This is a genomic window from Klenkia sesuvii (genome assembly GCF_037083825.1).
Taxonomy (GTDB): domain Bacteria; phylum Actinomycetota; class Actinomycetes; order Mycobacteriales; family Geodermatophilaceae; genus Klenkia; species Klenkia sesuvii.
The window spans coordinates 183,362-207,935 of the sequence record NZ_JBAPLU010000006.1 but is presented as its reverse complement, the minus strand read 5'-3'; the positions used below and the strand labels follow the sequence as shown (position 1 = coordinate 207,935).

The following is a 24,574-nucleotide window of genomic DNA, read 5'->3' as shown; positions in this document are numbered from 1 at the left end:
CCCTAGGAGACCAGACCCTCGCTGCGCATCCAGTCCAGCGCGACGTCGACCGGTTCCTCGCCGTCGACGTCGACCCGGCGGTTGAGCTCGATCATGACGTCGTCGGTGATCAACGGGGTGATCTCGGCGAACACGTCGGCCACCTCCGGGTGCGCCTCGAGCGTCTGCGTGTAGATCACCGGCGCCACGTTGTAGGCGGGGAAGAACTGCCGGTCGTCCTCGAGCACCGTGAGGTCGAGGGACTCGATGCGGCCGTCGGTGGTGAAGACCTCGCCGAAGTTGCAGGCACCCTGGTCGGTGGCGGTGTAGACCGCACCGGTGTCGAGGGTCGAGACGTTGTCGCGGGGCACGCCGTCCGGGCTGCCCAGCGGCAGGTCGTAGGCCTCGAGCATCGGCACGAACCCGTCGTTGCGGCTGGCGAACTCGGCCTCGACGCAGAAGGTGCGGTCCTCGACCGGCAGATTGGCGATGTCGGACAGCCGGCTCACCCCGAGGTCGGCGGCGGCCTCGCTGCGGATCGCGAAGGCGTAGGTGTTGTTCATCTCCGCCGGCGGCAGCCAGGTCAGGCCGTTGGCCAGATCGGCCTCGCGCACCGCCTCGTACTGCTCCTCGCGGTCGGGGATGCCCTCCGCCATGCCGAGGTAGGTGAGCCAGGCGGTGCCGGTGTACTCCCAGTTCATGTCGAACTCACCCGACGTCGACCCGACGCGCACCGGGACCGAGCCGGGGATGTTGCTCCGGTCGAGGACGTCGAACCCGGCGGTCTGCAGCGCGATGACGGCGATCTTGCCGAGGATGAGCTGCTCGGTGAAGTTCTTCGCCCCCACGACCAGCTGGACGCCCTCGCTGCCGGCGACCGGCTGGATGGTGCCGGGCTCGGCCTCGGGGGTGTACTGGTTGGCGGCTTGCAGCCCGCACCCGGCGAGCAGCAGCGGCGCGGTGAGCAGGGCGGCGACGACGCGTCTCATCTACAGTCCCTTCGGCCGGGCGATGGTCTCCACGACCCGCCCCGCCCAGTCGACGGCCAGCGCCAGCAGGGCCACCAGCAGCGCGCCGCTGTAGAGCAACGAGTCCAGGTCGAGGTTGACGCCGGTGGTGATGAGCAGGCCCAGCCCGCCGCCGTCGATGAACGTGGCCAGCGTCGCCGTCCCGACCAGCAGGACCAGTGCGGTGCGGACGCCGGAGAGCATCACCGGCACCGCCAGTGGCAGCTCCACCCGCAGCAGCACGGCCAGCGCGCTCATGCCCATGCCGCGGCCGGCCTCGACCAGCCGGGCGTCGACACCCTGCAGGCCAACCATCGTGTTCCTCAGCACCGGCAGCACGGAGTACAGGACCAGCGCGACGACGGCCGAGCGGAAGCCGAAGCCCAGCCAGGTCGCCAGCAGCACGAACAGGCCGATGGCCGGTGCCGCCTGGCCGGTGTTGGCCACGCCGAGCACCAGCGGGGTGGCCCGCCGGAACGGCCCGCGGGTGAGCAGCACGCCCAGCGGGATGCCGACGACCAGCACGACCACGGCCGAGACCGCGACCAGCTCGAGGTGGTCCACGATCGTGCCGGAGAGCGCGTCCCAGCCCAGCGGCCGCGCCTCGGCGTCGCTGAGCTCGGCGTTGGCCCGCCAGACCGCGAACGCCACGACCGCGACCGCGATCAGGAGCGGCTGCAGCAGCAGCGCCCGCCACGGCACGTCGCGGCCGCGCCGCCGGGTGGGGGCGTCCTCGGCCTGCTCGCGGGTGTCCTCGGCCCCGGCGGTGACGGTCACCCGCGCACCTCGCTGCGGGTGGACTGGATCGCGGCCATGACCTGCTCCACGACCAGCACGCCCGCCACGGTGTCCCGCCGTCCGGTGACGACGACGCCGCCCTGGCTGGCCGCCAGCATGGCGTCGAGCGCGTCGTTGAGGGTCGACCGCAGGCCGACCACGGGCAGCCGTTCGTCCCGCCCGCCGGGGACCGACGTCGTGCGGGAGAGCTCGGCGACCGACGGCCAGCTGACCGGCCGGCCGCGGCCGTCGACGACGACCACGTAGCGCTCGCCGGCCTCCTCCGCGCGGGCGACCACGGCGGCGCTGGCCTCACCGACGGTCGCGGTGACCGGGGTGTGCAGCTCGGTGTCGCTGACCCGGGCCAGGGTCAGCTGCTTGAGGGTGGCGCCGGCGCCGACGAAGTCGGCCACGTAGTCCTCGGCCGGCTCGGCCAGGATCGCCTCGGGGGTGTCGTACTGCACGACCCGCGCGCCGACGTCGAACACGACGATCTTGTCGCCGAGCTTCACGGCCTCGTCGAAGTCGTGGGTGACGAAGACGATGGTCTTGCCCAGCTCCTCCTGGATGCGCAGCAGCTCGTCCTGCAGCCGCTGGCGGGTGATCGGGTCGACCGCGCCGAAGGGCTCGTCCATGAGCAGCACCGGCGGGTCGGCGGCCAGCGCGCGGGCCACGCCGACGCGCTGCTGCTGCCCGCCGGAGAGCTCCTTGGGGTAGCGGTCGCGGTAGACGTCGGGGTCCAGGCCGACGAGGTCGAGCAGCTCGTCGGTGCGCTCGGCGATGCGCTTCTTGTCCCAGCCGAGCATGCCCGGCACCAGGCCGATGTTGGTGCCGACGGTCATGTGCGGGAAGAGGCCGCCGGCCTGGATGACGTAGCCGATGCGGCGGCGCAGCGTGTCCGGGTCCTGGCCGGTGACGTCCTCGTCGCCGAGGAAGATCTTGCCGCCGCTGGGCTCGATGAGCCGGTTGAGCATCTTCAGCAGCGTGGTCTTCCCGCAACCCGAGGGCCCGACGAACATGACCGTCTGGCCGGCCGGGATGTCCAGGTCGACGGTGTCGACCGCCGGCACGTCCTGGCCGGGGTAGCGCTTGGTGACCCCCTCCAGCCGGATGGACACCCCGCTGACGGTGCGCTCCTCGGCCACGGTGGTCGTCGGCGTTGACTCAGACACGGATGCCCCTCGAGGTGGTCAGGCGACCGATCCCGACCAGCACCACGTCCAGGACGAGGGCCAGCAGGACGATCGCGATGGTCCCGACGAGCGTGGCGTTGAGCGCGTTCGCGCCGCCCAGCCGGGAGAGTCCGGAGAAGATGAGGCTGCCGAGCCCGGGGCCCAGCACGTAGGCGGCGACGGCCGCGATGCCCATGACCATCTGGGTGGACACCCGGACGCCGGCCAGGATCACCGGCCAGGCCAGCGGGAGCTCGACCCGCCACAGCGTGGCCAGCCGGCTCATGCCGATGCCGCGGGCGCTCTCGACCAGCGACTGGTCGACCCCGGCGAGGCCGACGACGGCGTTGCGCAGCACCGGCAGCGCGGCGTAGAAGACCACGGCGACGACCGCCGGGGTGATGCCGAACCCGAAGGGCGCCAGCAGCAGGCCCAGCAGGGCGAAGGACGGGATCGTCAGCCCGATCGCGGACACGCCGTTGGCCAGCCCGGTGATGCGGGGGCTGCGGTAGGCCAGCACGGCCAGCCCGACGGCGAGGACGGTGGCCAGGACGACGCACTGCACGACCAGGCTGACGTGCTGGTAGGCCTGGAAGGCGATCAGCTCGCGCCGGTCGACGAGGTACTGCCACATGTGCCGGTGACCTCCGGTCGGGAAACCGGGAACGCCCCGATCCGTTTCTTGGACGGCATCGACCGTGTCACACCAGCCCCACCCGTTGCACGTCGGAGCGGATCACGATGTGGTCACGACCCAGGTTTGCCGCGCCCCCCGGTGGCACATTGACCTCCTCGTGGAGGGGCACGGCGACGGGGGCTTCTCGCTGACCACCGCCGAGAGCGGGGACGGCGAGCTGGTCGCGCACGTCGCGGGGACCCTCGACGCCGCCTACGGCCCGGCCCTGCAGCACGAGCTGCTGCAGGCCCTGCGGCGAGCGCCCCGGCGCCTGGTGGTCGACCTCTCCGAGGTGGTGTTCTTCGGATCGGCCGGGGTGACCGCCCTGGTGTGGGTCAGCCAGCACCCCGAGGCGGCCGACAAGCACGTGCGGGTCATCGCCACCAGCCGCATCGTCACCGGGCCGCTGGAGATGACCGGTCTGCTGCTGCGGCTGGACGTCTCGGGCATGCCGCCGGAGTCCGTGCCACCGGCTGGCCCGACCGCGCCGGTGGTCCCGCCCTCGGGTTGACCGCCCGCACGAGCTCCGGCCGCGGGTCAGGCGGCCGCCCGCTCGAGGGCTCGGCAGAAGCTCACGTGGTCCTCGGCGGTCTCCCGCAGGGGGGCCAGCACCTCGGTGCGGCCGACCTCGGCGACCGCCTGCTCCAGTCTGCGGCCGGCCCGCCGCGCCCGGCGCCGGGCCCGGACGCCGACCAACGGCCGGGCCAGCACGGCCAGCAGCAGGCCGGCCAGCAGGCCGCCGACCAGCAGCAGCGTGGGCAGCGGCAGGCCCTCGACCCTGGGCAGCGGGACGACGTCGTCGAGCTGCAGCCAGCCCAGCACCACCAGTCCGAGCAGCCAGAGCGCCCCGACCAGCGCGGCCGCGGTCACCGCCCACTGCAGGGCCCCGACGCCGCGCTGCCACAGCGGGGTGCGCCCGGACCCGAGGTCGGTGCCGGTGACCGCCTGGTCGAGCCGGTCGGCCAGCCGCTCGGTGTGCACCTCCACGGTGCGCCGCAGGTCGTCCGACCACGCCAGGGGCAGACCCTCGCCGGCGTCGTCGCGGGCCCGCCGCACCGCGGTGGCCACCGCTGCCTGCTGCACCGACCCGGGGGTGGGCAGCGAGCTGCGGGCGGCCGCGTCGCCCAGGTGCAGCCGGCGCAGCGGGTCCGGGCGCAGCTTGCCCGCCCACCGCACCACGGGCCAGCCGGTCGCCGCCGTCCCGGCCCTGACCGTCGAGCGCTCGACCGCCGCCACCACCGCCGGCACCCCGGCCGCGCTCGCCAGCGCCCGGGTCAGGCCGCGCTCGTCGGCCCGGACGTCGGCCGCCGTCCCGCAGTGCACCTGCAACGCCCGAGCCGCCCCGCGGACGTCGGCGGTCAGCCGCTCGGTGGCCGCCCGGCGCGCGGCCACCCGGTCGGCGAGCCCGGCCAGCAGCTCGGGCAGGCCGGCGCCGGTGCGGGCGCTGACGGTGAGCAGGGCGGCCTCGGCCAGGCCCTCGGCGTCCAGCAGCCCGCGCAGGTCGGCCCGGCAGGCCTCGAGGTCGGCCGCCGGCAGCCGGTCTGCCTGGTTGAGCACCACCAGCAGCGTGCCGGCGTGCCCGGCCAGCGGCCGCAGGTAGCGGTCGTGGACGGCGGCGTCGGCGTACTTCTCGGGGTCGAGCACCCACACCAGGACGTCGACCAGCTCGACCAGCCGGTCGACCTCCAGCCGGTGCTCGAGCCGCACGCTGTCGTGGTCGGGGAGGTCCAGCAGCACCAGGCCGTCGAGGGCGGGGTCGGCGTCGTGCCGGTGCCGGCGGGGTACCTCGAGCCAGTCGAGCAGCGCGTCCTGCGGGTCGCCCCACACGGTGGCGTGGGCCACCCCGGTGGTCGGCCGACGCACGCCGGGCGTGCTGACCTCGGCGCCGGACAGCGCGTTGAACAGGGTGGACTTGCCGCTGCCGGTGGCGCCGGCCAGCGCGACCACGGTGGCCTCGCCCAGGGCCTGGCGGGCACCGGCCTTGGCCAGCAGCGCCCGCGCGCGGCCCACCTCGGGCACGGCCAGCCGCCCCTCGGCCAGCTCGACGGCCTCCCGCAGCCCGGCGAGCCGGGTGGCCAGGTCAGCCACGGGCCCGGGCGGTCGCCTCGGCCGCCGCACGCACGCCGGCGACGTCCTCGGAGGTGGCGGTGCCGGTCAGCAGCTCGGTGAAGCGGGCCCGCTCGGCGGCCAGCAGGGCCGCGGTGCGCTCGTCGAGGTCGCGGCGCGCCCGGTCGGCCAGCTGGCGCACGGCCGAGTCGCCGAACACGGCCTCCAGCACCCGCTGGCCCACGACCGTCGTCCCACCCGCGACCGCGACCTCGGCACCGGACAGTCCGGCGGTCTGCGCGAACACCGCGACCATCACGACCGCCCCGGCCCCGTTGACCCCCCACGACAGCACCCGGGCCCGGGTGCGCTTGCCGGCGCCCTCGCCGCGCACCAGCTCGAGCACCGCGCCCTGCCAGTCGCGCACCGTGCGGCCGGCGGCCTCGGTGAACCCGGAGCCCACGGTGGCCAGCTCGCGCTCCCGGCCGGCCACCAGCGCGGCCCCGCCGGGCAGGGCCCGCCAGGCGGTGACGGTCTCCTCGGCCGCGGTCTCGGCGGCCGAGCGCAGCAGGTGCTCGACGCCGCTCTCCAGCGCACCGGTGAGGTCCTCGGCGGGGGTGGTGCGCCCGGTGACCGCGGCGGTGACCCGGTCGCGCAGTCGCCCGATGCCGGCCTGCAGCGAGCGCATCCACTCGCCGGTGCCGACGAACTCCTGCCAGCGGGCCAGCACCTCGCCCCGCAGCAGGGTGCCGCTGCGCACGCCCTCGTCGACGGCGGCGGCCGCCCGTGCGGTGGCGGCGTCCGCGGCGGCCCGCAGCGCCCCGGCCGCCGCGACCTGCTCGTCCCCGGCAGCGGCGATGCCCGCGACCCGCTCGTCGAGGCTGGCCAGCGCACCGGCCAGGGTCTGCCGCACCACCTCGGCCCGGGCACCGGCGTCGGCGGCCAGCTCGTGCAGCCAGCCGCGCAGCGGGGCCACCTGCTCCTCGGGCAGGAAGCCGTCGCGCAGCGGGACCTCGGGCACCACCCACAACCGGGCCGACCCCAGCCCGGCGCGGGCCAGCATGCCCGTGAGGTCGGCGGCGACCTCCTCGACCGCCTCGGGCGGCACCCGGTCCAGGACGACGGCCAACGCCGTGCCCCGCTCGGCGGCGGTGCTCAGCAGGTCCCACGGCACCGCGTCGGCGTAGCGGGCCGCGGTGGTCACGAACACCCACAGGTCGGCGGCGGCCAGCAGCTGACCGGCCAGGTCGCGGTTGCTCTCCACCACGCTGTCGACGTCGGGGGCGTCCACCAGCGCCAGGCCGGGGGGCAGCGCGGGGGTCACGGTCACCTGCACCGGCAGCACCCGGCCGTCGGCGAACGTGCCGCGGTCGGCGGGGGCGCACACCAGCACCGGGGTGCGGGTGGTCGGGCGCAGCACGCCGGCCGTGCTGACCTGCTCGCCCAGCAGGCTGTTGACCAACGTCGACTTCCCCGCCCCGGTCGACCCGCCGACCACGGCCAGCAGTGGGGCGTCGAGGTCGCGCAGGCGGGGCAGCAGGTAGTCCTCGACCTGGTCGACGACCGAGCGCACGGCCCGGACCGCTGCGTCCCGGGACGGCGTCGCCAGCGCCAGCGGCAGCCCGGCGACGCGCTGCTGCAGCCCCTCGAGCTCCTCCGGCAGGGTCACGGGAGGAGTCTCCCCCGCCGCCTCCGGCTGCGCGTCCGGACCGTGTCGGTCAGGATGGGCACGACCGCACCGACCGGTGCCCCGACGCCCGAGAGGAGGACGCCACCCGTGCACCCCGACCGCTCGTGGCCGCAGGCGCCGGTCCCCGACATGCCGGGCGACGTCTGGCGCTGGCAGCTACCGAGCGTGCACGACGCCTCCCGGGTGCGGATGGACCTGCGAGCCCGGCTGGCCCATCCCTCCCTCGCCTCCTCCTCCACCGAGGACGCCCGCGAGGGGTTGCTGCTGGCCTTCGAGGAGCTGGCCTCCAACGCGTTGCGGCACGGCGGGGGTCTGGTCGAGGCGGTCATCGTGGCCACCGGCCACGACGGCTGGGTGCTGAGCCTGTCCGACGAGGCGGTCGACCGGCCGCCGGTGCCGGCGGTCGACCGCGACCCCGCCTTCGGCGGCATGGGGTTGCCCATGGTCGCGCAGCTGTCGGTCGAGCACGGCTGGTCCAGCCAGGGCGGGCGCAAGCACGTGTGGGCCCGGCTGGCCTCCGGCGTCCCCGTGCACGGGGGCACCCCCAGCCCGCGGGGCAGCCTGGCCTGACCTGGGTCTTCGTTACCCGACCGTGACATCGGGGGTCACCCTCGGTTAGCGTCGTGACGATGCGTCGCCGCCTGCCCGTCCTCGTCGCCGGGGCAGTGGTGGCGCTCGCCGCAGCTGCTGCCCCCGCCACCGCCGCCCCCGTCGACGCCTCCGCGGTCACCGCCGCGCAGGCCGAGGTCGACCGGGTGGCCGCCCAGGTCGCCGCCGCGCAGGACGAGCTGTCCCGGTCGACCGTGCTGGCCGAGGCCGCCGCCGACGCCGACCGCATCGCCCAGGCGGAGCTGGCCACCGCCCAGGCCGCGCAGGCCACCACCGCGGCGTTGCTCGAGCAGGCCCAGACCGACACCGAGGCCGCCGAGGCCGACGTCGCCACCCTGGGCCGCGAGGCGTTCATGGGCCAGCAGAGCTTCGGCACCGCCGAGGTGCTCCTGGACGCCGACAGCCCCGAGGACGTCCTGCAGCGGGCGGCCACGCTGGAGCAGCTCGGCCGGGACCGCGCCTCGCGGCTGGAGGCCGTCGAGCTGGTGCGCGACCAGGAACAGCTCGCCGACACCGCCGCCCAGGAGGCCGTGGTCGCGCTCAGCACGGCCGCCACGGCCGCCGCCGAGGCCGACGCCCTCGCCCAGCAGCAGGTGACCGCCGCCCAGCAGTCCTTCGACGCGGTCAGCGCGCAGAAGGCCGACCTCGACGCCCAGCTGCTCGCCGCGCAGACGGCACTGCTCGAGGCGCAAGGGGTCGAGGACGCCGCCGAGGCAGCTGAGGCGGCAGCCGCCGAGGCCGTCGCCGAGGTCAGCGTGCAGGCCACCGGCGCCGGCTCGCTGGTGGCCGGCCGGGTGACCTCCTGCTACGGCTCCCGGTGGGGCACGACGCACTTCGGCATCGACATCGCCGCGCCCATCGGCACGCCGATCCACACCCCCGACGGCGGGGTCGTCCTCGACGCCGGCCCGGCGAACGGGTTCGGCCAGGCCGTCTACGTGCAGCACGCCGACGGCGTCGTCACCCTCTACGGGCACGTCGACACCTTCACCGTGCGTCCGGGGCAGGTGGTGTCCGCCGGCCAGCAGGTGGCCACCGTGGGCAACCGGGGCCAGTCCACCGGGCCGCACCTGCACGTCGAGACGCACTACGGCGGTCTCTACGCCGACCGCCGCAACCCCGTCCCCTGGCTCACCGCACACGGCATCTCGGTCGGCTCCTGCCGCTAGACCAGGTCAGGTGCCCCGGGCCCACTTCTCGAGCCCGGGAGCACCCGACTCCGGCAGTGTGGCACCTTGTTGCACCCCGCAGAAGAGGCCTCGCCCGATCGGGTCAGGCGGGCAGCGGGGCCCCGGCCGCGGCGACCAGGCCGAAGAGGTCCTTGGGGTCGGCCGGGTCGGCGACCAGGTCCAGGTCGGTCGACCAGGGTGAGCCCTGCACCGCGTCGGCCAGCCAGCACAGCGCGCTGAAGTCCTCGACGGCGAACCCGACCGAGTCGAACAGGGTGATCTCCTGCGCCGAGGTGCGGCCCGGCCGGCGACCGGTGAGCACCTCCCACAGCTCGGTGACCGGCGAAGCGGCCGGCAGCGCCTGGATCTCGCCCTCCACGCGGGTCTGCGGCTCGAACTCGACGAACACGCTCGCGGTGCGCACGAGCTCGACGGGCAGCTCGGTCTTGCCCGGGCAGTCACCGCCGATGGCGTTGAGGTGGGTGCCGGGGGCGCCGTCGGCGGCGTCGAGCACGACCGCCCGGGCCTTGTCGGCGGTGCAGGTGGTGACGACGTCCGCGCCGCGCACCGCCTCGCCCGGTGTGGCGCACACGGTGACGGTGAACCCGGCCGGCTCCAGGTGGCGCACCACCGTGGCGACGGCGGCCGGGTCGGGGTCGAACACGGCGAGGTCGGTGATGCCGAGCGCCGTGCGCATCCCCCAGGCCTGGAACTCCGCCTGGCTGCCGGCGCCGACCAGGGCCAGCCGCCGCGACCCCGGCCGGGCCAGCGCGCGGGCGGCCACCGCGGAGGTCGCCGCCGTCCGCACGGCGGTGAGCAGCGTCATCTCCGCCAGCAGCAGCGGGTAGCCGGTGTCGACGTCGGCCAGCGCGCCGAACGCGGTGACGGTCTGGAAGCCGCGCTCGGGGTTGGTCGGGTGGCCGTTGACGTACTTGAAGCCGTAGCGCTGCCCGTCGCTGGTGGGCATCAGCTCGATGACACCGACCGGCGAGTGGCTGGCCACCCGCGAGGTCTTGTCGAACTCGGCCCAGCGCACGAAGTCCGCGTGCACCCGCTCGGCGACCTGGGCGATCGCCGGGCCCACACCGGTGGCGGCCAGCAGCCGCGCCATGTCCTGCACACCCACGAACGCGGTCATGCCGCTCCTCCTGCCACGGCTCGAGGCCGCGGCACGAGGCCGCGGCACCTGACGCCACCCCGGCCTGCTGCGCGGGGAGGTCGTGCACTCCATGGTCGGACCGGGCGACGACGCAGTCGAGCCACGGGTCTTGCTCGCTGCCCTCGATCCGGTGCGTCTCAGCCCATCCCGGTGCAACGATCCGACCAGGGACGCCCGGCGACCCGGACCGGGCCACCCCGACGGCACCGGGACGCAGACCGGGACCGCGCCGCCCACGCCGTCGGCGAGCAGCTGCGGGTCAGCCGCGGGCGGTCCACGCCGACCACAGGTCGGCGTACCGGCCGCCCGCGGCGACCAGCTCGGCGTGGGTGCCCTGCTCGACCACCCGACCTGCGGCCAGCACCACCACCCGGTCGGCCCGGGCGGCCTGGGTGAGCCGGTGGGCGACCACCAGCGTGGTCCGGCCGGCGGTGGCGGCCAGCGCGGCCTCCTCCAGGTCGCGGGCGCCCGCGCTGCCCGCCTCCGCGGTGGCCTCGTCCAGCACCGCGACCGGGGGGTCGGCGAGCACCAGCCGGGCCAGCGCCAGCTGCTGGGCCTGCGGCGCGGTGAGCTCGTGCCCGCCGTCGCCGACCAGGGTGTCCCAGCCCAGTGCCTGCGCCCACCCCGCCCCGACCGTGCGCAGTGCTGCCGCCACCTCGGCGTCGCCGGCCCCGGGCCGGGCGAGCCGGACGTCGTCGGCCAGCGTGCCGGCGAAGACGTGCACCTCCTGGCTGACCAGGCCGACGTGGTCGCGCAGGTCGGCCACCGGGACGCCGTCGACCAGCACCTGGCCGGCCGTGGGCTCGAGCGCCCCGGCCAGCACCCCGGCCAGCGTCGTCTTGCCCGCCCCCGACGCCCCGACCAGGGCGACCCGCTCCCCGGGCGCGATCGTGAGGTCGACGTCGACGAGCACCGGCGGACCGCCGTAGCCGTGGCCGATGCCGCGCAGCTCGACCGCGGGCCGGGCCGCGGTGCGCACCGGGGTGCCCGGGGGCACCTCGGGGAGGTCGGCGACGCCGACCATGCGCACCAGCGAGGCGCCTGCGGACTGCACGTCGTCGAAGGTGAACAGCAGCAGCCCCAGCGGGCCGAACAACCGGTGGAACAGCAGCGCCGCGGTGGTCACCGCGCCGACCGTGACGTCGCCGGCACGCACCAGGGTGAACCCCACCGCCAGGACGGCGGCCAGACCCACGTACTCGGCGCGGTTCATCCGCCAGCCGAAGTCGGTGAACAGGCGGAACACGTCGACGGTGATGGCCAGGGCCCGGGCGGACCGGTCGTCGACCACCGCACGGTGACGGGCCTCGTCGGCGTAGGCGTGCACGGTGTCGGCGCCCTGCACCGACGCCACCAGCGCCTGCGACCGCTCGCCGAGGGCCACCCGCTCGGCGGCGTAGCGCGGCGCCGAGCGCGGCAGGTACCAGCGCAGCGCGAGGACGTAGAGCGGCAGGGCGAGCAGTCCGGCCAGCGCCAACCGCCAGTCGAGGGCGCCGAGGCCGACGAGCGTGAGCAGCACCGTGAGCCCGGCGCCGGCCACCTGCGGCAGCGCGCTGCCGACCGCCTCGGCCACCTTCGCCACGTCGTCGCCGACCCGCGACAGCAGGTCGCCGCCGCGCACCCGGTCCAGGGTCGCCGAGGGCAGGTGCAGCGCCCGGTCGACCACCCGCTCGCGGAGCCGGGCCAGCAGGGTCTCGCCGAGCCGCGCGACGAGCACCGTCGAGATGCCGGTGAGGACGGCGGCCAGCACCGCCGCCCCCAGCAGCGCCCAGACGTAGGGCCACACCGAGCCCCCACCCGTGTCGACCGCGTCGACCAACCGCCCGAGCACGGCGGGGGCGGCGAGCCCCGCGGCCGCGGCGGCGACGGCGGACACCGCGGCCGCCGCGCCGGCCACCGGGTGCTCGCGCAGCAGCTCACCCACGACGCGACCCGCCCGCCGTCCGGTGGCGACGGGCAGCAGCGGGGCGCTCACCGCAGCACCGCCGCGGCGTAGCCGGGGTCGGCCGAGAGCGCACCGTGCGTGCCGTCGGCGTGCACCCGACCCCCGCGCAGCACGAGCACCCGGTCGCAACGGCCCAGCAGCGCCGGGCTGCTGGTGACCAGCAGCGTCGTGCGGCCGCGACGCACGCGGCCCAGTCCCTCGGCGATGTCCTCCTCGGTGACCGCGTCGACCGCGGTGGTGGGGTCGTGCAGCACCAGCACCTCGGGCCGGCGCAGCAGGGCCCGGGCCAGTGCGACCCGCTGCCGCTGCCCGCCGGACAGGGAACGGCCGCGGTCGGTCACGGCGAGCTCGAGGTCGGCCAGGTCCGCGGCGCCGGCCGCGGTGAGCGCGGCCAGCACGTCGTCGTCGGGCGCGGTGCCGGCCGGGTCGACGGCGCTGCGGAGCGTGCCCTCGAACAGCACCACGGCGTGCGGCTCGACCAGCAGCCGCGCCCGGACGCCGGCCGGGTCCAGGCCGGCGACGTCGACCCCGTCGAGCAGCAGCTCGCCCGGGGTGACCGGACGGCGGCCGCCCAGCAGCGCCACGAGGTCCTCGGCGTCGGCCGGGTCGGGTGCCACGACACCGACGACGGCACCCGGTTCCACGTGGAACCCCACCTGCGGCAGGGTCAGCGCACCCGGCCCGGGCGCCGGCACGGGGCCGGGCGGGTGCAGCGGCTCGGCGGACAGCACGCCCACCACCCGGGCCGCGGACGCGCGCGCCTCGGCGACCTTCTGCCCGGCGAACCCGAGCAGACCCACCGGCTCGGCCAGGAACTGGGCCAGGCCGACCACGGTCACCAGCTGGCCGACCGTCATGCCGCCGTCCAGCGCGATGGCCCCGGCCACGCCGGCCACGGCGGCGGCGAACAGGCCGCTGCCCAGCACGGTCGCCCCGCGGTAGGTGCCGACCGCCCCCGCGGCGCGCAGCGTCGAGGCCAGGGCCCGGGCGCTGGTCCGCCGGTAGCGGTCGGTCGCGGCGTCCTCGGCCCGGATGCCGCGCAGCACGCGGGTCCCCCGCACGAGGTCGGTGGCCGCGCCGGCGGTACGGGCCAGGTCGGCCTGCTGCGACGCGGTCCGCCGGGTCAGCCACGGCGACAGCAGCTGGAGCAGCCCGACCAGCAGCGGCGTGCCCACCAGGACGCCGATGCCCAGCGGGACGCTGATCGCCAGCAGGCCGACCGCCGAGACCAGCAGGGCCGTGGTGCCCGCCACCACCAGCGATGCCGCCTCGATGACCCGGCCGGCCCGCTCCGCGTCGTTGGTGGCGGTGCTCAGCAGCTCACCGGTCGGCGGGGCACCCTGCAGACCGTGCGGGTCCAGCACCCGGGCGGCGACCTCCACGCGCAGCAGGTGGGTCTCGGTGAACCACCCGGCCACCACGTGCCGGGCGCCGTAGCGGTAGGCCTGCGACAGGACGACGAACAGCACCGCGGTGGCCCCGAGGGAGGCGACCAGCGCGGGCACCGAGCCGGTGCTCACCGCCCGGTCGATGGTGACCCCGATGGCCACCGGCACCAGCGCCTCGCACGCCTGGTGCAGCGACAGCAGCAGCGTGGCCGCACCCAGCCGGCGGGGGTGCCGGCGGAGCGCACGGCGCAGCAGGCCGGCCGCGGTGGTCGGGTGCCCGTTCATGTGAGGGCACCCTAACCGAGCCGGGTGGCGGCTCAGGCGCGGGTGCGCCGCTTGCCGTGCCGCTGCACGCGGGCGATGACCCGCTGCGCCCGGTTGGGCGTCTGCTCGGGGTCCAGCAGCTCGGTGTCGGCCAGCAGGGTCTCCAGCACGCCCTGGCGCGGTGGCCGGAACGGCCGCAGCGACCGGCCGGTGTCCCGGCGCAGGCTCTCCACGGCCCCGATCAACGACCCGTCGTGCTCGGCCACCGCGGCGGCGACGTCGTCCGGTCCCACCCCGAGGTGCTCGGCCAGCAGCCGGTCGCGCATGCCCAGCACCGCGGTGGCCCGTTCCTCGCGACGGGGGTCGTCGGCGGCGGCCTCGATGGTCAGGTCGCACTCGGTGTCCAGGCCCATCGAGCGGTTGTTCAGGTTCGACGAGCCGATGCGCAGCAGGCGGTCGTCGACCACGCACACCTTGGCGTGCACGTAGACCGGGTTGCGCTGGTCGGTGACCGGCACGTAGATGCGGAACCGGTCGTGGGCGTCGGCCTCGCGGACCATGCCCAGCAGCTTGGCGCGGGCGGTGCCCATCGCCTTCTCCTCCAGCCACCCGTCCGCGGTCTCGGGGTTGACCACGACGAACTCCGGGCCGTCGGCCTCCCGCAACCGGGCGGCGATCGCCTCGGCCACCCGGCGGTTGGCGAAGTACTGGCTCTCGATGTAGACCGCGGTGGTGGCGCTGGCGACCATGGCCAGCCAGAGGTCCTCGATCTCGTGCACCAGCTCCCACTGCCGGTGCTGCGGGCGGGTGCGGGAGATGGCGACGTCGACGTCGGACAGCAGCACCGGCACCTGCTCGGGCCAGCAGTGCTCGACGCCGTCGACCGGGTCGAGCTGCTCGCCGGTGCCGGCCGCCCAGCGCCGCCGGGCCAGCTCGCCGAGCGCCTTGGCCGCGGGCCCCGACACCAGGCTCGTGACGTCGTGCCAGGGCTGGGTGGTGCGCGGCGACCGCGGCCGGTGCCGGTGACGCTGGCGGTCGAGGTGGTCGGAGGTGTCCCACCGGTCGGCGGTCACGTCGATGCCGCCGGCGAAGGCGAGGCAGTCGTCGACCACCACGATCTTCTGGTGGTGCGCCCCGCCCAACGGGTGGTGGGCGTCGACGCGCATCTGGAACCGGTCGGAGGTGCGCCGGTTGAGCAGCACGATGGGCACCAGCCCCCGGCCGAGCGCCTCGAACATGCCCAGGTCCCACTGGAGCACGCCGATGAACAGGTCGGGGTTGGCCTGGACGGCGGCCTCCAGCACCCGGCCCACCCGGTCCTCGCGGCCCCGGCCCGGCGAGCGGGGGTCCAGGCGGATGCGGGGGTCGAAGTCCCAGCCGATGAACAGCACCTGTCGCTGCGCCTGCAGCACGACCTGCTTGAGCGTGGCGAAGTAGTCGGCGGCGTCGACGAACACCGCGTGCTGGGTGGCCCGCTCGATGCGCCAGACCGTCTCGCCGGGGACGAGCACGCTGCCCGGCGACGGCGCCGGGTCGACCGGTTCCTGCGGGCTGGGCACGGCGGCGGAGAAACCGCCGGTGTCGGGGTCGGTGCTGGTGCCCTCGGCCGCGGTCACGGGTGCTTGCTGGCGTAGGCGGCCGCGGCGTCGCGCAGGCTCTTCGTCGGGCGCAGCCACGCACCGTCGACGGGGAGGGCGTCCAGGCGGACGCGGTCCAGCGGAGCCGCGAACGCCCCGGGCACGTCCTCGATGTCGACGAAGTGCAGCAGGTCCGAGGAGCTGGCGTACCCGGCGACCTCGGAGAAGGCCACCACGACGACGTCGGTGCCGGCGCGGGCCAGCTCCTCCAGCGGCTCGGCGAAGTTGCGGCCGTCACCGGAGAACACCACGAGGCGGCGCAGCCGGTGGCTGGCCGCCCGGACCTCGATGTGGTCGAGCATCGACTGGTCGATGTCGTCGTCGGGGCGGCTCTTGGGCCGGGCGAAGACCGAGTAGCCGAAGCTGCGCAGGGCCTCGACCCAGCCGCGCAGGCTGGTGACGTGCTGCGGGGGCACGTTGGCGAACACGCAGGCCTCGACGTCGTCGACGCCGTCCCGGCCGGGTTCGCCGGCCCCACCCACGAACCACGAGGCGATCGCGTCGAACCGCGGCCGCGACGCGGCCGTGGGCCGGGCCCCGATGACCGTGGCCAGCGTCATGTCGATGTTCGGGGCGTCCCAGACCAGCAGGTCGAGCGAGGGACGACGGTCGGTGGCCCGGTCGGTGGCCCGGTCGCCGTCGGCGGCCGGCGCCCAGCCGGGCTCGGGGTCGGGGCTGTCGGGCGAGGTCACCGGGCCAGTGTGCCCGGTGGACGCGACCGGGGGCGACGAGGTGCCCGGGGCGACCACCCGCGAGGGGGGCCCGGCCGGGGACGTCGCCCGCCGCGCCCTTCGTCGGCCCGGGGTCTGCACCCGACCATGGTCGCAGCCCGGGACGGAGCGCGATCGGATGGTCGCTGGCCGTGGCTCACAGGCATCTCCTAGAGTCCGGACCAAGTCGGACGAAATCGGGAGGAGGTGGGGCGGTGCAGACGACCAGGCGGGACCGCAAGCGCGAGCGGACCCGGCAGCTCATCCTCACCGAGGCCCGCCGACTGTTCCTCGAGCAGGGGTTCGACCGCACGACCGTGCTGCAGGTGGCCGAGGCCGCCGACGTGGCGGTGCAGACCGTGTTCAACCACGCGCCGAGCAAGGAGGCGCTGTTCTTCCTGGGCCGCATGCCCTTCCTGGAGGCCATGACCCGCCCGGTCGTCCCCACGCGGGACCGGACGGCGGCCGAGGCCCTCGTCGCGCAGCTGGCCGAGCAGACCCTGGGCTACCTCCGGTCCCTGGCCGACCCCGACAACCTGGCCATGGCCGCGCAGGTCGACTCGTCCCCCGCCCTGGCGCAGTACGAGCGCACGCTCCTCGCGCACTCCGAGGGCGACCTGGCCGCCGTCGTGGAGGAGCAGCTGCCCGGCACCGACGCCCGGCTGGCCGCCGCCCTGCTGGTCGCCATCACCCGCACCCACGCCCACGTGCACCGCCGCCGCATCGTCGGCGGCACCCCGCCGGCCGAGGCCCTGGTGCGCCTCGAGGAGGACCTCCCCCGGCACCTGGCCGCGGTGCTCGAGGTGGCCGCGCGGCCCGAGCCCGACCTCTCCGACCTCCCCGGGCCGATGCGGGCCGTCGCCGAGGCCTGACAGGCTGGGCCGGTGGAGACCACCAGCAGCCGAGAGGTGTACCGGAACCCGTGGACACGGGTGCGCGAGGACACGGTGGTGCTGGCCGACGGGAGCACGGGCGTCTACGGCGTGGTGGAGCGTCCCGACTACGCGGTGGTGCTGCCGGCCCAGGACGACGGGTTCTGGCTCGTCGAGCAGTACCGGCACCCCCTGGGTCGCCGGTCCTGGGAGTTCCCGCAGGGCGGGTGGCCGCCCGGGCACACGGGCTCCGCGGAGGACCTCGCCCGCACCGAGCTGGCCGAGGAGACCGGGTTCCGGGCCGGGCGGCTGCGTCACCTGGGCCGGCTCGACGACGCACCCGGGCTGTCGACCCAGCGCTTCGACGTCTGGCTGGCCACCGACCTGACCCCGGGCCCGCCGGCGCGCGAGGCCAGCGAGGCCGACATGGTGCAGGCCCTGGTCGCCGAGCGGGAGCTGGTCGCCCGCATCCGCTCGGGCGGGATCACCGACGCCTCGACGCTGGCGGCCTACGCGCTGCTGCTGGTGGACCGGGCCTGACGCCCGGCCGCAGGAGGCCGCACAGGCACGGGCCGCGGTGGGGCGGCTCAGGCGCGGCGGGGGGCCCAGCGGCGGGGCTGCCGGCGGTGGAACGCCTCGGGCCGCCGCGGCCGCCAGTCGACCCGCGCCAGGGCGTACTCGACCTCCCCGAGCTCGGCACCGGTGATCGGTGCGGTGCGGTCGTCCAGGTACGTCCGCCGCCAGGTGAGGCCCAGCTTCTCCATGACCCGCCGCGAACCGGTGTTCACCACCAGGGTGGTGGCGACGACCTCGTCGACGTCGGTGCCGGTGAAGGCCGCGTCGACCAGGGCCCGGGCACCCTCGGTGGCCAGCCCGCGACCCCACGCCGCCCGGCGCAGCCGGTAGCCCAGCTCCACCGCGGCGACGGACTCGGTGACCATGGGGCGCAGCTCGAACCAGCCGACGAAGGCGTCGGTGGCCCGGTCCTCGGCCGCCCAGTAGCCCAGCGGCAGCGGGCCGTGGTGGGCCAGCAGGCGGGGCAGGTCGCGGTCGCGCACCCGGGCGGGGGGCACCGGCCGCCCGGTCCCCAGGTGGCGCATGACCTCCGGGTCGCCGTGCAGGGCCACGACCGCGTCGCCGTCCGTCGCCCGGATCGGCCGCAGGCGCAACCGGGGGGTGACCAGCGGCGGGACGACGGGCTGCCGGCCCGGTCCGGGCACCGCGCGGGGCGGGCCCAACCGCCGCCTGAGGTCGATCGCCATCGTGCCCACGCTAGCCGCCCCGGCCCGCACCGTGGGTCACCACCATCGTGCTCGTCGTGTCGGAACGCCGACGTTCAGCGCATCATGGCGCAGAACGACCATCCAGATCGTCGACAATCTCGGCGTCCACAATCTCGACGATGTCGATGGTGTCCCCCGTGGTGGCGGGAGCGGGCTGGACGGCGTCCAGTCCGTACTTGTCCCGCAGGTACCGCTCCCGGTAGACGTGCTCGGCGTCGTCGACGACCGTTCGCATCAAGGTGGCGTTCAGACCGGCTCCGATCACCACTCCCAGGAGAGGTACGGCTTGACCGAGCTTGCGCTGGGTCAAGCGCATGCCGAGCCGGAGGAAGACCTGGTCCACGACCTTGGTGACGGCGCTCTTCCGCAGCTGCTGCCAGGTGGCCCTGCGCGCCAGTTGCTGGACGAGCTTGTTGAGCTGGAGGTAGGCAGCTGCCTTTCCGGTGGCGGCTGCCGTGCCGAGGCCTAGAACGCCGAGAGCGATCAGCCGTTCCTCGGGCTGGCGGACGTCGTAGCCGTAGTAGGCAGCCACGTGGGCGACCGCCCGGTTGGCACCCACCAGGACGGCGACGGCATCCGCGGCCAGCGTCCCCAGCACCATCCCGGCGCCTGGAGCCGCGCCTGCCCCAGCACCGACGATGCCTCCGCCGAGGATGGCGAGCTCCCCGCCGGAGACGGCGAGACCGGCAGCCGCTCCCTCGGCGGTCGCGGTGGCCATGTACGCCAGAGCGAGCTGCGGCCGCACCTTGTCGATGACATCGAGGTCCAGCGCGCGGATGTCGTCAACGTCCTCGACGTCGTGTCCGGCCTTCTGGAAGGACGACACCACCGCACCAGAACGCACGCTCGCCATGGCCGCACGCGAGGCCACGTCGGAGATGCCGGTGAACGCCTTCTCCAGGGCCTCCTCGAAGTGAGCGGCCCCGGGCACCGCATCCACCGACTCGTGCGCGCGGTGGGCCACCTGCTTGACCCGTGTCGACACGTTGCGAGGGACAAGGCTCTTCGAGGTGCCGTTCAGCTTGCCCTCGCGCCACTTCTCGACCGCAGCCCACGCCCGCGCGTCGTAGTCGGACATCTCCTCAGGCACCGTAGCGACCTCCATCGGCGTCGTCCCAGCTCTCAGCATTCACTGTGTCTCCTCGCCGTAGGGGGTCACGCCACCGAGATGCCTCCTGCCGTCGCGCTTCGTCGCACGTCGGTCAGCACTGTCACGATCCGCTTCACCTGGTCGTCGTCGAACAGCGACTGCGGGCCCTGCGGCGCGTTGTCGCTGAAGGGCGAGTCGAAGAGCCGGTCCACGGCCATCACGCCGTTGGCGGTCAGCTCGTCGACGACGAGCTCGATGAAGCGGAGCTGCGCGGCGCTGAAGCCGGTGCCGGCCGAGAACTCGGCGAACGCGGCCTCGGCGGCCCGGCGGTCGAGCCCGACGAGGGACCGCACGAAGATGCCCAGACCTTCTGCTTCCTGGCTCGCGCGTTCGATGTCCTCCCGGGACCCGGCGCCGGAGGCGAGCAGCATCGACTCCAGCTCCGCCAGATCCATGGCGGTGAGCTGCTGGTTGCGGCGCAGGCGCTGCAGCGCGACGTGGTCCTCGTGCTGCCGCAGGTACACCTGGGCTTTCTCCCGGAACCGGGCCAGGTCGGTGCCCGGACTGCTGAACGGCAGGACGACGGGCACGGCCGGCCCCGACTCGTCGGCGAAGTCCGTGTAGACGACGGCGCGCTTCTCGCGCTCGACGAAGCGGACCAGCCCGCGCACCCGGCGGCGGGCCATCTCGAGCCGCGGGAGGTCGACGTCGATCCACCACTCGTCCCCGGCCAGCTCGGCCAGCAGCTCGGCCTGCGCCTGCACCAGCGGGATGGACGTCTGCGTCAGCAGCGCCGAAGCGATGTCCCCCACCTGGGTGCGCAGCCGCTCGAACAGGACGCCGTCGTCATCGAGCCGGGCCAGCTGGCAGCGGAGGAGGAGCAGGTCGAAGCGCTTGGCCCCCTCGTCGTCCGTGCCTGCCGAGGTGGGCAGACCCACGAGGTGCTGACCGATCTCATCGGCCTTGACCGGATCCAGTCGGCGCCAGGCCGCCCAGTCGGCGTAGGTCTCGACCCACTGCCGGTGCGGGCGCACCAGTACGTTGTGCACGTTCATGCCGACGACGACGTCGTGCATCGCCCAGGCCAGGTCGACCCGCAGCCCCCGCTCGGACTGCTCCCCGTGGCCCACCTCGGGGAGGTCGGCGTCGGCGGTCAGGCGGGAGTCCAGCCCGGTGACCAGCCCCAGTCGGGCCTCGAAGAGGCGCTGGGTGAGGGACTTCTGCAGCGACCCGGTCGTCCCCGGCATGCCGGCGCCGAAGTACTCAACGTTCCCGCAGACGTCCAGCACCAGGAACTCGGTCTTGGGTGCGCCGGGCCCGAAGAGGTCCGGGCGCAGCCGGGTGCCGCGGCCGATCATCTGCCAGAACTTGCTGGCCGAGCGGACCAGCTTGAAGAACACCAAGTTGACGATCTCGGGCACGTCGACGCCGGTGTCGAGCATGTCCACCGAGATGGCGATGTGCGGCGCCTTCTCCGGCTCGCTGAACTCGTCGATGAGGTGCGCCGACATCGCGACCGCGTGGGTGATGACGGCGGCGAAACCACCCCCGAAACCCGGGTACTGGTCGTCGAAGCGCTGCTGGATGAACTGGGCGTGCGCCTGGTTCTTCGCGAAGATGATCGTCTTCCCGAGCCGGTCCCCGCCCGCGACCTTGATGCCGTGCTCCATGAGCGTGGCGAGCACGCGGTCGACGGTGTCGGCGTTGAAGAGGAACCGGTTGAGCTCCTCGGGGTCGACGCCGTCCGGGGCGGCGCCGTCGTCCGAGCCCCACTCGACGGCGTCCCACTCGTCCTTCTCCTCCTCGGAGAGGTCGTCGTACCGGATGCCCGAGCGCAGGAACCGGGTCGGGGCCGACAACGCCCGCGGCGGGGCGAGGTAGCCGTCGTCGATCGCGTCGCCCAGGGGGTAGGCGTCGGTGGGGACGCCGTCCTCGAGGTGGAACAGCGAGTAGGTGTTGCGGTCGATCTCGTCCTTGGGCGTGGCGGTCAGACCGACGAGCAGGGCGTCGAACCAGCTGAACAGTTCGCGGTACTTCTGGTAAACCGACCGATGCGCCTCGTCGACCACGACCAGGTCGAAGTGGCCCGGCCCGAAGAGCCGCCGGCCGCCGTCGGTGGCGTTGACCAGGTTGAGCATCGTCGGGTAGGTCGAGACGAACACGCGACCGTCGGCGGACTTCTCGTCGAGCAGGTTGATCGTGGTCACGTTCGGCAGGTGCGCCTTGAAGGCGTTGGCCGCCTGCTTGACCAGCACCTGGCGGTCGGCCAGGAACAGCACCCGCTTGACCCATCCCGCCCGCATGAGCTGGTCGACCAACGCGATGACGGTGCGGGTCTTGCCCGACCCCGTGGCCATCACCAGCAGCGCGGCCCGCTGCTTGTCGGTGAAGGCCTCGCCCACCGCGCGGATGGCACGGAGCTGGTACGGGCGCTCGACGATGGTGTCGCTGATCGGGATGTCGGCGAGGGAGGCCCGCATGCTGCGCCGCTGGACGAGCAGGTGCAGCTCGTCGGCGGTGCGGAAGCCCTCGACCCGGCGCGGCGGGTAGCCCGCGGCGTCGTCCCACATCCAGGTCTCGTAGCCGTTGGTCCAAAAGATGACCGGACGGCGTCCGTGCATCTGCTGCAGGGCGTCGGCGTACAGCTTGGCCTGATGCTGGCCGGCGTTCGGGTCGACGCTCGTGCGCTTCGCCTCGACGACCGCCAGCGGCAACCCGTCGGCACCCCACAGCACGTAGTCCGCTCGGCCGTTCCCCGACCCGACCGGCAGACCCGTCACCGGGTACTCGCGGTCACGGGGATCGGTGAGCTGCCAACCGGCTTCCCGGAGCAGCTCGTCGATGAGCGCCGTGCGAGTGGTGGCCTCGTCGTAGTCGTGGGTGTCGGCGACGGCGTGCGCGGCCTGGGCGTCGGCGATCTGCTGCCGCAGCTCGGCGATCTCGGCGGCCTGCGCCGCCGCGAGGTCGTCGCGTTCGCGGAGTGCCCGGGCGTGCTCCTCGTCCTGCTGGCGGAACTTCTCCGCCAGCTTGCGGACATCGTCGTGGCTGAGCGGGGCCGCTCGGCGCGCCAGAGCGGGGTCGAAGCGGGCCGCGACGGGGACGGCGCCGGGGATACGGGAGTAGCGCTGCGCGGTCCAGACGACCACGTGGAACAACTCGCGGGTGGCGTCGAGCGCCGCCTGGGGCGGGATGGGCTTGCTGTCGTGCACGGCGGTGTTGCCCAGCTTGCGCAGCAAGGTCAGCTTGGTGGTGATGCCCTGCGGCACCCGGTTCTTGAACGCCGGCTCGGCGATGCGGCCGGCGAGGTCGTCCCGGTAGGGCAGCGGTAGCGCGTCGACCGTGTAGACGTGAGCGACCACCTGCTCGGCGGCCCGGCGCGCATACATGCAGGTGCCGCGCGGGTCGGAGCCCAGGTAGGACTCGGCGCGGACGCAGTCGGCGTGGACGACGGGCCAGTCCTGCGCGAGGAAGCCGAAGTTGCTCATCGGTCGGTGCCCTGCCCCCGTCGGTCAGCGGCCTCGGGTGTCGCACGGTGGCCGAGGCGTCACCCTACGAGACTCCATCGTTTTCGTCTGGGTATCTGTCACGACGGCGTCCCGAAGCTGGTTTCGTCGCCCGGGGTCTTCTTGGCTCATCGCCGGCCTGAGCTGCTCTTTCGTCTTGCTCGACCACCTCGACTGCGGTATCGTTCGTACACGTGTTCGACTTAACGAGGAGGGGTTGTGGGTCTCGACGGCGGCTTCGACCCCTTCCCGGACGGTGGTGCCTTCGCGGGCGGTTCGGCGTCGGGCGGTGGCGATCTGCACGAGGAGGAGAAGGCCGCGGCGCGGGCCGCAGCCCGGCAGGTGTCGATGCAGCTGCCGGCCGACATCGCGGCCGTCCTGGCCAGCGCACAGGGCCTGGTCGGGGCCGAACCCGCCGGCGGCTCGGCGGTGCAGGCGGCCGAGTTGCTGGCCCGGGTGCGCGGTCTGACCCAGCTGCAGAACGTCGTCGACGCCGCTCGGGCGCAGGCCGTCCGGGCCGCCGAGTGCGCGCAGGCCGCCGAGTTCGACGGCCACAAGAGCATGAAGTCATGGCAGGTCGGCCACCTGAACGTCTCCCCGGCGACGGCAGCCCGTGCCGTGCGTGCCGGGCGCACCCTGGAGCAGCTGCCGGCCTGGGCCGCGGCTGCCGTCGAAGGGCGCGTGACCCCAGACCAGACGGCCGTGGTCGCAGCTGTCGCGACACCCGCCCGGCTGAGCGCGGCGGCTGAGCTGGGCGCCGACGTCGCCGAGATCGAGCAGACACTCCTTGACACCGCCACGGGCACTTCACCAGAAGCGCTCCCCGCGGTGACCAAGCGACTGCTCGACTGGATCGACCCCGACGGCCCCGAGCCCGACCCGACGAAGCAGCGCGAGCTGCATCTCACGCCCTCGGCGTCGGGCGGCGGCACCATCCACGGACGGCTCGACGCCCTCGGCTTCGAGAAGGTGTCCACCGTGCTGACAGCCTTCCAGCAGGCCGGCCGGATCGCCGACGACGACCGCAACCACGCCCAGCAGATGGGCGACGCCCTGGTGCAGCTGGCCGACGCCCAGCTGGCGTGCGGTGACGACGTGCCGATGCTGCGCAAGCACCGCGCCCAGGTCGCGGTCACCATCTCCGCCGAGGACCTGCTCGACACCGATGTCGTCAGCGACGCCGCCCGGCTCGGATCGGGCCAGATCGTCGCCAACACCACCGCCCAGCAGCTGTCCTGCGACTCGATCATCACCCGGGTGCTCTTCGGCCCCGACGGGATGCCGCTGAACATCGGCCGAGCGCAGCGCTTGGTGCCCGCCCACATCCGCAAGGCCGCCGAGGCCCGCGACGGAGGATGCGTCTTCGCCGGCTGCTCAGCCCCGACGTGGTGGTGCGACGCCCACCACGTCAGGGAGTGGGTCGCTGATCACGGTGAGACATCGGTGGAGAACACCGCGTTGCTGTGCGAACGGCACCACACGAAGGTGCATCACGGGTTCAAGGTCGAGTGGGAACAGAGCGAACGGCGATGGCGGACGTACCGAGGTGACGCAAGCGAAATCGTCGTCGGGTGGTCCGCGCACCAAGGGTGAGACCG

Annotated in this window: 20 protein-coding genes; 6 read left to right on the top strand and 14 right to left on the bottom strand. The window is 74.6% G+C overall.

All coding sequences use genetic code 11. The annotated features are described in order from the left end of the window. Positions 1–2: 2 nt before the first annotated feature. Genes TEK04_RS08395 through TEK04_RS08380 form a run of 4 tightly spaced genes read right to left on the bottom strand, consistent with a single transcriptional unit; the run spans position 3 to position 3,569 of the window. A complete protein-coding gene (locus tag TEK04_RS08395) occupies positions 3–968 on the bottom strand; it encodes a glycine betaine ABC transporter substrate-binding protein (RefSeq protein ID WP_336403876.1) in 966 nt (321 codons plus the stop codon). Further along, positions 969–1,763, bottom strand: coding sequence for an ABC transporter permease (locus TEK04_RS08390; RefSeq protein ID WP_336403875.1), 795 nt, complete (start codon positions 1,761–1,763; stop codon positions 969–971). Continuing rightward, positions 1,760–2,935, bottom strand: a complete 1,176-nt coding sequence (locus tag TEK04_RS08385) for an ABC transporter ATP-binding protein (RefSeq protein ID WP_336403874.1) — start codon at positions 2,933–2,935, stop codon at positions 1,760–1,762. The genes TEK04_RS08390 and TEK04_RS08385 overlap by 4 nt, the downstream gene beginning before the upstream one ends. Further along, positions 2,928–3,569 (bottom strand): ABC transporter permease, encoded by a 642-nt coding sequence (locus TEK04_RS08380; protein ID WP_336403873.1) that lies wholly within the window; start codon positions 3,567–3,569, stop codon positions 2,928–2,930. The genes TEK04_RS08385 and TEK04_RS08380 overlap by 8 nt, the downstream gene beginning before the upstream one ends. A gap of 160 nt (positions 3,570–3,729) precedes the next feature. Here TEK04_RS08380 and TEK04_RS08375 point away from each other — a divergent pair, with 160 nt between their 5' ends. Next, complete coding sequence (locus TEK04_RS08375) at positions 3,730–4,122, top strand: STAS domain-containing protein (RefSeq protein ID WP_336403872.1); 393 nt, start codon at positions 3,730–3,732, stop codon at positions 4,120–4,122. 26 nt (positions 4,123–4,148) lie between these two features. Here TEK04_RS08375 and TEK04_RS08370 read toward each other — a convergent pair whose 3' ends face one another. Continuing rightward, a complete protein-coding gene (locus TEK04_RS08370) occupies positions 4,149–5,699 on the bottom strand; it encodes a GTPase (RefSeq protein ID WP_336403871.1) in 1,551 nt (516 codons plus the stop codon). Then, positions 5,692–7,326, bottom strand: coding sequence for a GTPase family protein (locus TEK04_RS08365; protein ID WP_336403870.1), 1,635 nt, complete (start codon positions 7,324–7,326; stop codon positions 5,692–5,694). The genes TEK04_RS08370 and TEK04_RS08365 overlap by 8 nt, the downstream gene beginning before the upstream one ends. A gap of 108 nt (positions 7,327–7,434) precedes the next feature. Here TEK04_RS08365 and TEK04_RS08360 point away from each other — a divergent pair, with 108 nt between their 5' ends. Together TEK04_RS08360 and TEK04_RS08355 are read left to right on the top strand one after the other, a co-directional pair. Further along, positions 7,435–7,917: an ATP-binding protein gene (locus TEK04_RS08360; RefSeq protein WP_336403869.1), complete on the top strand. Its 483-nt coding sequence runs from the start codon at positions 7,435–7,437 to the stop codon at positions 7,915–7,917. A gap of 59 nt (positions 7,918–7,976) precedes the next feature. Beyond that, entirely contained in the window at positions 7,977–9,125 is a 1,149-nt protein-coding gene (locus tag TEK04_RS08355; RefSeq protein WP_336403868.1) for a M23 family metallopeptidase, read from the top strand. A 103-nt stretch (positions 9,126–9,228) separates the two neighbouring features. Here TEK04_RS08355 and ocd read toward each other — a convergent pair whose 3' ends face one another. The 5 genes from ocd to TEK04_RS08330 form a co-directional block, all read right to left on the bottom strand. Next, positions 9,229–10,263, bottom strand: coding sequence for an ornithine cyclodeaminase (ocd, locus tag TEK04_RS08350; RefSeq protein ID WP_336403866.1), 1,035 nt, complete (start codon positions 10,261–10,263; stop codon positions 9,229–9,231). 280 nt (positions 10,264–10,543) lie between these two features. Beyond that, the gene (locus TEK04_RS08345; RefSeq protein WP_336403865.1) at positions 10,544–12,259 is read right to left on the bottom strand and encodes an ABC transporter ATP-binding protein; all 1,716 of its coding nucleotides are present in this window, start codon (positions 12,257–12,259) and stop codon (positions 10,544–10,546) included. Continuing rightward, complete coding sequence (locus TEK04_RS08340; RefSeq protein ID WP_336403864.1) at positions 12,256–13,902, bottom strand: ABC transporter transmembrane domain-containing protein; 1,647 nt, start codon at positions 13,900–13,902, stop codon at positions 12,256–12,258. The genes TEK04_RS08345 and TEK04_RS08340 overlap by 4 nt, the downstream gene beginning before the upstream one ends. A gap of 32 nt (positions 13,903–13,934) precedes the next feature. Next, entirely contained in the window at positions 13,935–15,497 is a 1,563-nt protein-coding gene (locus TEK04_RS08335; protein WP_336403863.1) for a phospholipase D-like domain-containing protein, read from the bottom strand. Continuing rightward, positions 15,494–16,210 carry an NYN domain-containing protein gene (locus TEK04_RS08330; protein WP_336403862.1) on the bottom strand — a complete coding sequence of 239 codons (717 nt, stop codon included), beginning with the start codon at positions 16,208–16,210 and terminating at the stop codon, positions 15,494–15,496. The genes TEK04_RS08335 and TEK04_RS08330 overlap by 4 nt, the downstream gene beginning before the upstream one ends. A gap of 233 nt (positions 16,211–16,443) precedes the next feature. On the opposite strand from TEK04_RS08330, the gene TEK04_RS08325 reads away from it, so the two are divergent. Together TEK04_RS08325 and TEK04_RS08320 are read left to right on the top strand one after the other, a co-directional pair. Next, on the top strand, positions 16,444–17,100 hold the full coding sequence (locus TEK04_RS08325; protein WP_336403861.1) for a TetR/AcrR family transcriptional regulator: 657 nt from the start codon (positions 16,444–16,446) through the stop codon (positions 17,098–17,100). A 12-nt stretch (positions 17,101–17,112) separates the two neighbouring features. Next, positions 17,113–17,640 (top strand): NUDIX domain-containing protein, encoded by a 528-nt coding sequence (locus tag TEK04_RS08320; protein WP_336403860.1) that lies wholly within the window; start codon positions 17,113–17,115, stop codon positions 17,638–17,640. A gap of 47 nt (positions 17,641–17,687) precedes the next feature. On the opposite strand, the gene TEK04_RS08315 is transcribed toward TEK04_RS08320, so the two are convergent. The 3 genes from TEK04_RS08315 to TEK04_RS08305 form a co-directional block, all read right to left on the bottom strand. Beyond that, complete coding sequence (locus TEK04_RS08315) at positions 17,688–18,362, bottom strand: GNAT family N-acetyltransferase (protein ID WP_336403859.1); 675 nt, start codon at positions 18,360–18,362, stop codon at positions 17,688–17,690. Positions 18,363–18,444: 82 nt separating this feature from the next. Beyond that, the gene (locus TEK04_RS08310) at positions 18,445–19,461 is read right to left on the bottom strand and encodes an EcsC family protein (RefSeq protein WP_336403858.1); all 1,017 of its coding nucleotides are present in this window, start codon (positions 19,459–19,461) and stop codon (positions 18,445–18,447) included. A 77-nt stretch (positions 19,462–19,538) separates the two neighbouring features. Next, entirely contained in the window at positions 19,539–22,958 is a 3,420-nt protein-coding gene (locus TEK04_RS08305; protein WP_336403857.1) for a DEAD/DEAH box helicase family protein, read from the bottom strand. Between the two features lie 237 nt (positions 22,959–23,195). Between TEK04_RS08305 and TEK04_RS08300 the strand changes: the two genes are divergently transcribed. After that, complete coding sequence (locus TEK04_RS08300) at positions 23,196–24,569, top strand: HNH endonuclease signature motif containing protein (protein WP_336403856.1); 1,374 nt, start codon at positions 23,196–23,198, stop codon at positions 24,567–24,569. Positions 24,570–24,574 lie beyond the last annotated feature (5 nt).

Bases quoted from the DNA above. Each gene is read 5' to 3' on its own strand.
- TEK04_RS08380 (WP_336403873.1), bottom strand. From the start codon at position 3,569: ATGTGGCAGTACCTCGTCGACCGGCGCGAGCTGATCGCCTTCCAGGCC.
- TEK04_RS08395 (WP_336403876.1), bottom strand. From the start codon at position 968: ATGAGACGCGTCGTCGCCGCCCTGCTCACCGCGCCGCTGCTGCTCGCC.
- TEK04_RS08305 (WP_336403857.1), bottom strand. From the start codon at position 22,958: ATGAGCAACTTCGGCTTCCTCGCGCAGGACTGGCCCGTCGTCCACGCC.
- TEK04_RS08315 (WP_336403859.1), bottom strand. From the start codon at position 18,362: ATGGCGATCGACCTCAGGCGGCGGTTGGGCCCGCCCCGCGCGGTGCCC.
- TEK04_RS08355 (WP_336403868.1), top strand. From the start codon at position 7,977: ATGCGTCGCCGCCTGCCCGTCCTCGTCGCCGGGGCAGTGGTGGCGCTC.
- ocd (WP_336403866.1), bottom strand. From the start codon at position 10,263: ATGACCGCGTTCGTGGGTGTGCAGGACATGGCGCGGCTGCTGGCCGCC.
- TEK04_RS08310 (WP_336403858.1), bottom strand. From the start codon at position 19,461: ATGTCCGACTACGACGCGCGGGCGTGGGCTGCGGTCGAGAAGTGGCGC.
- TEK04_RS08340 (WP_336403864.1), bottom strand. From the start codon at position 13,902: ATGAACGGGCACCCGACCACCGCGGCCGGCCTGCTGCGCCGTGCGCTC.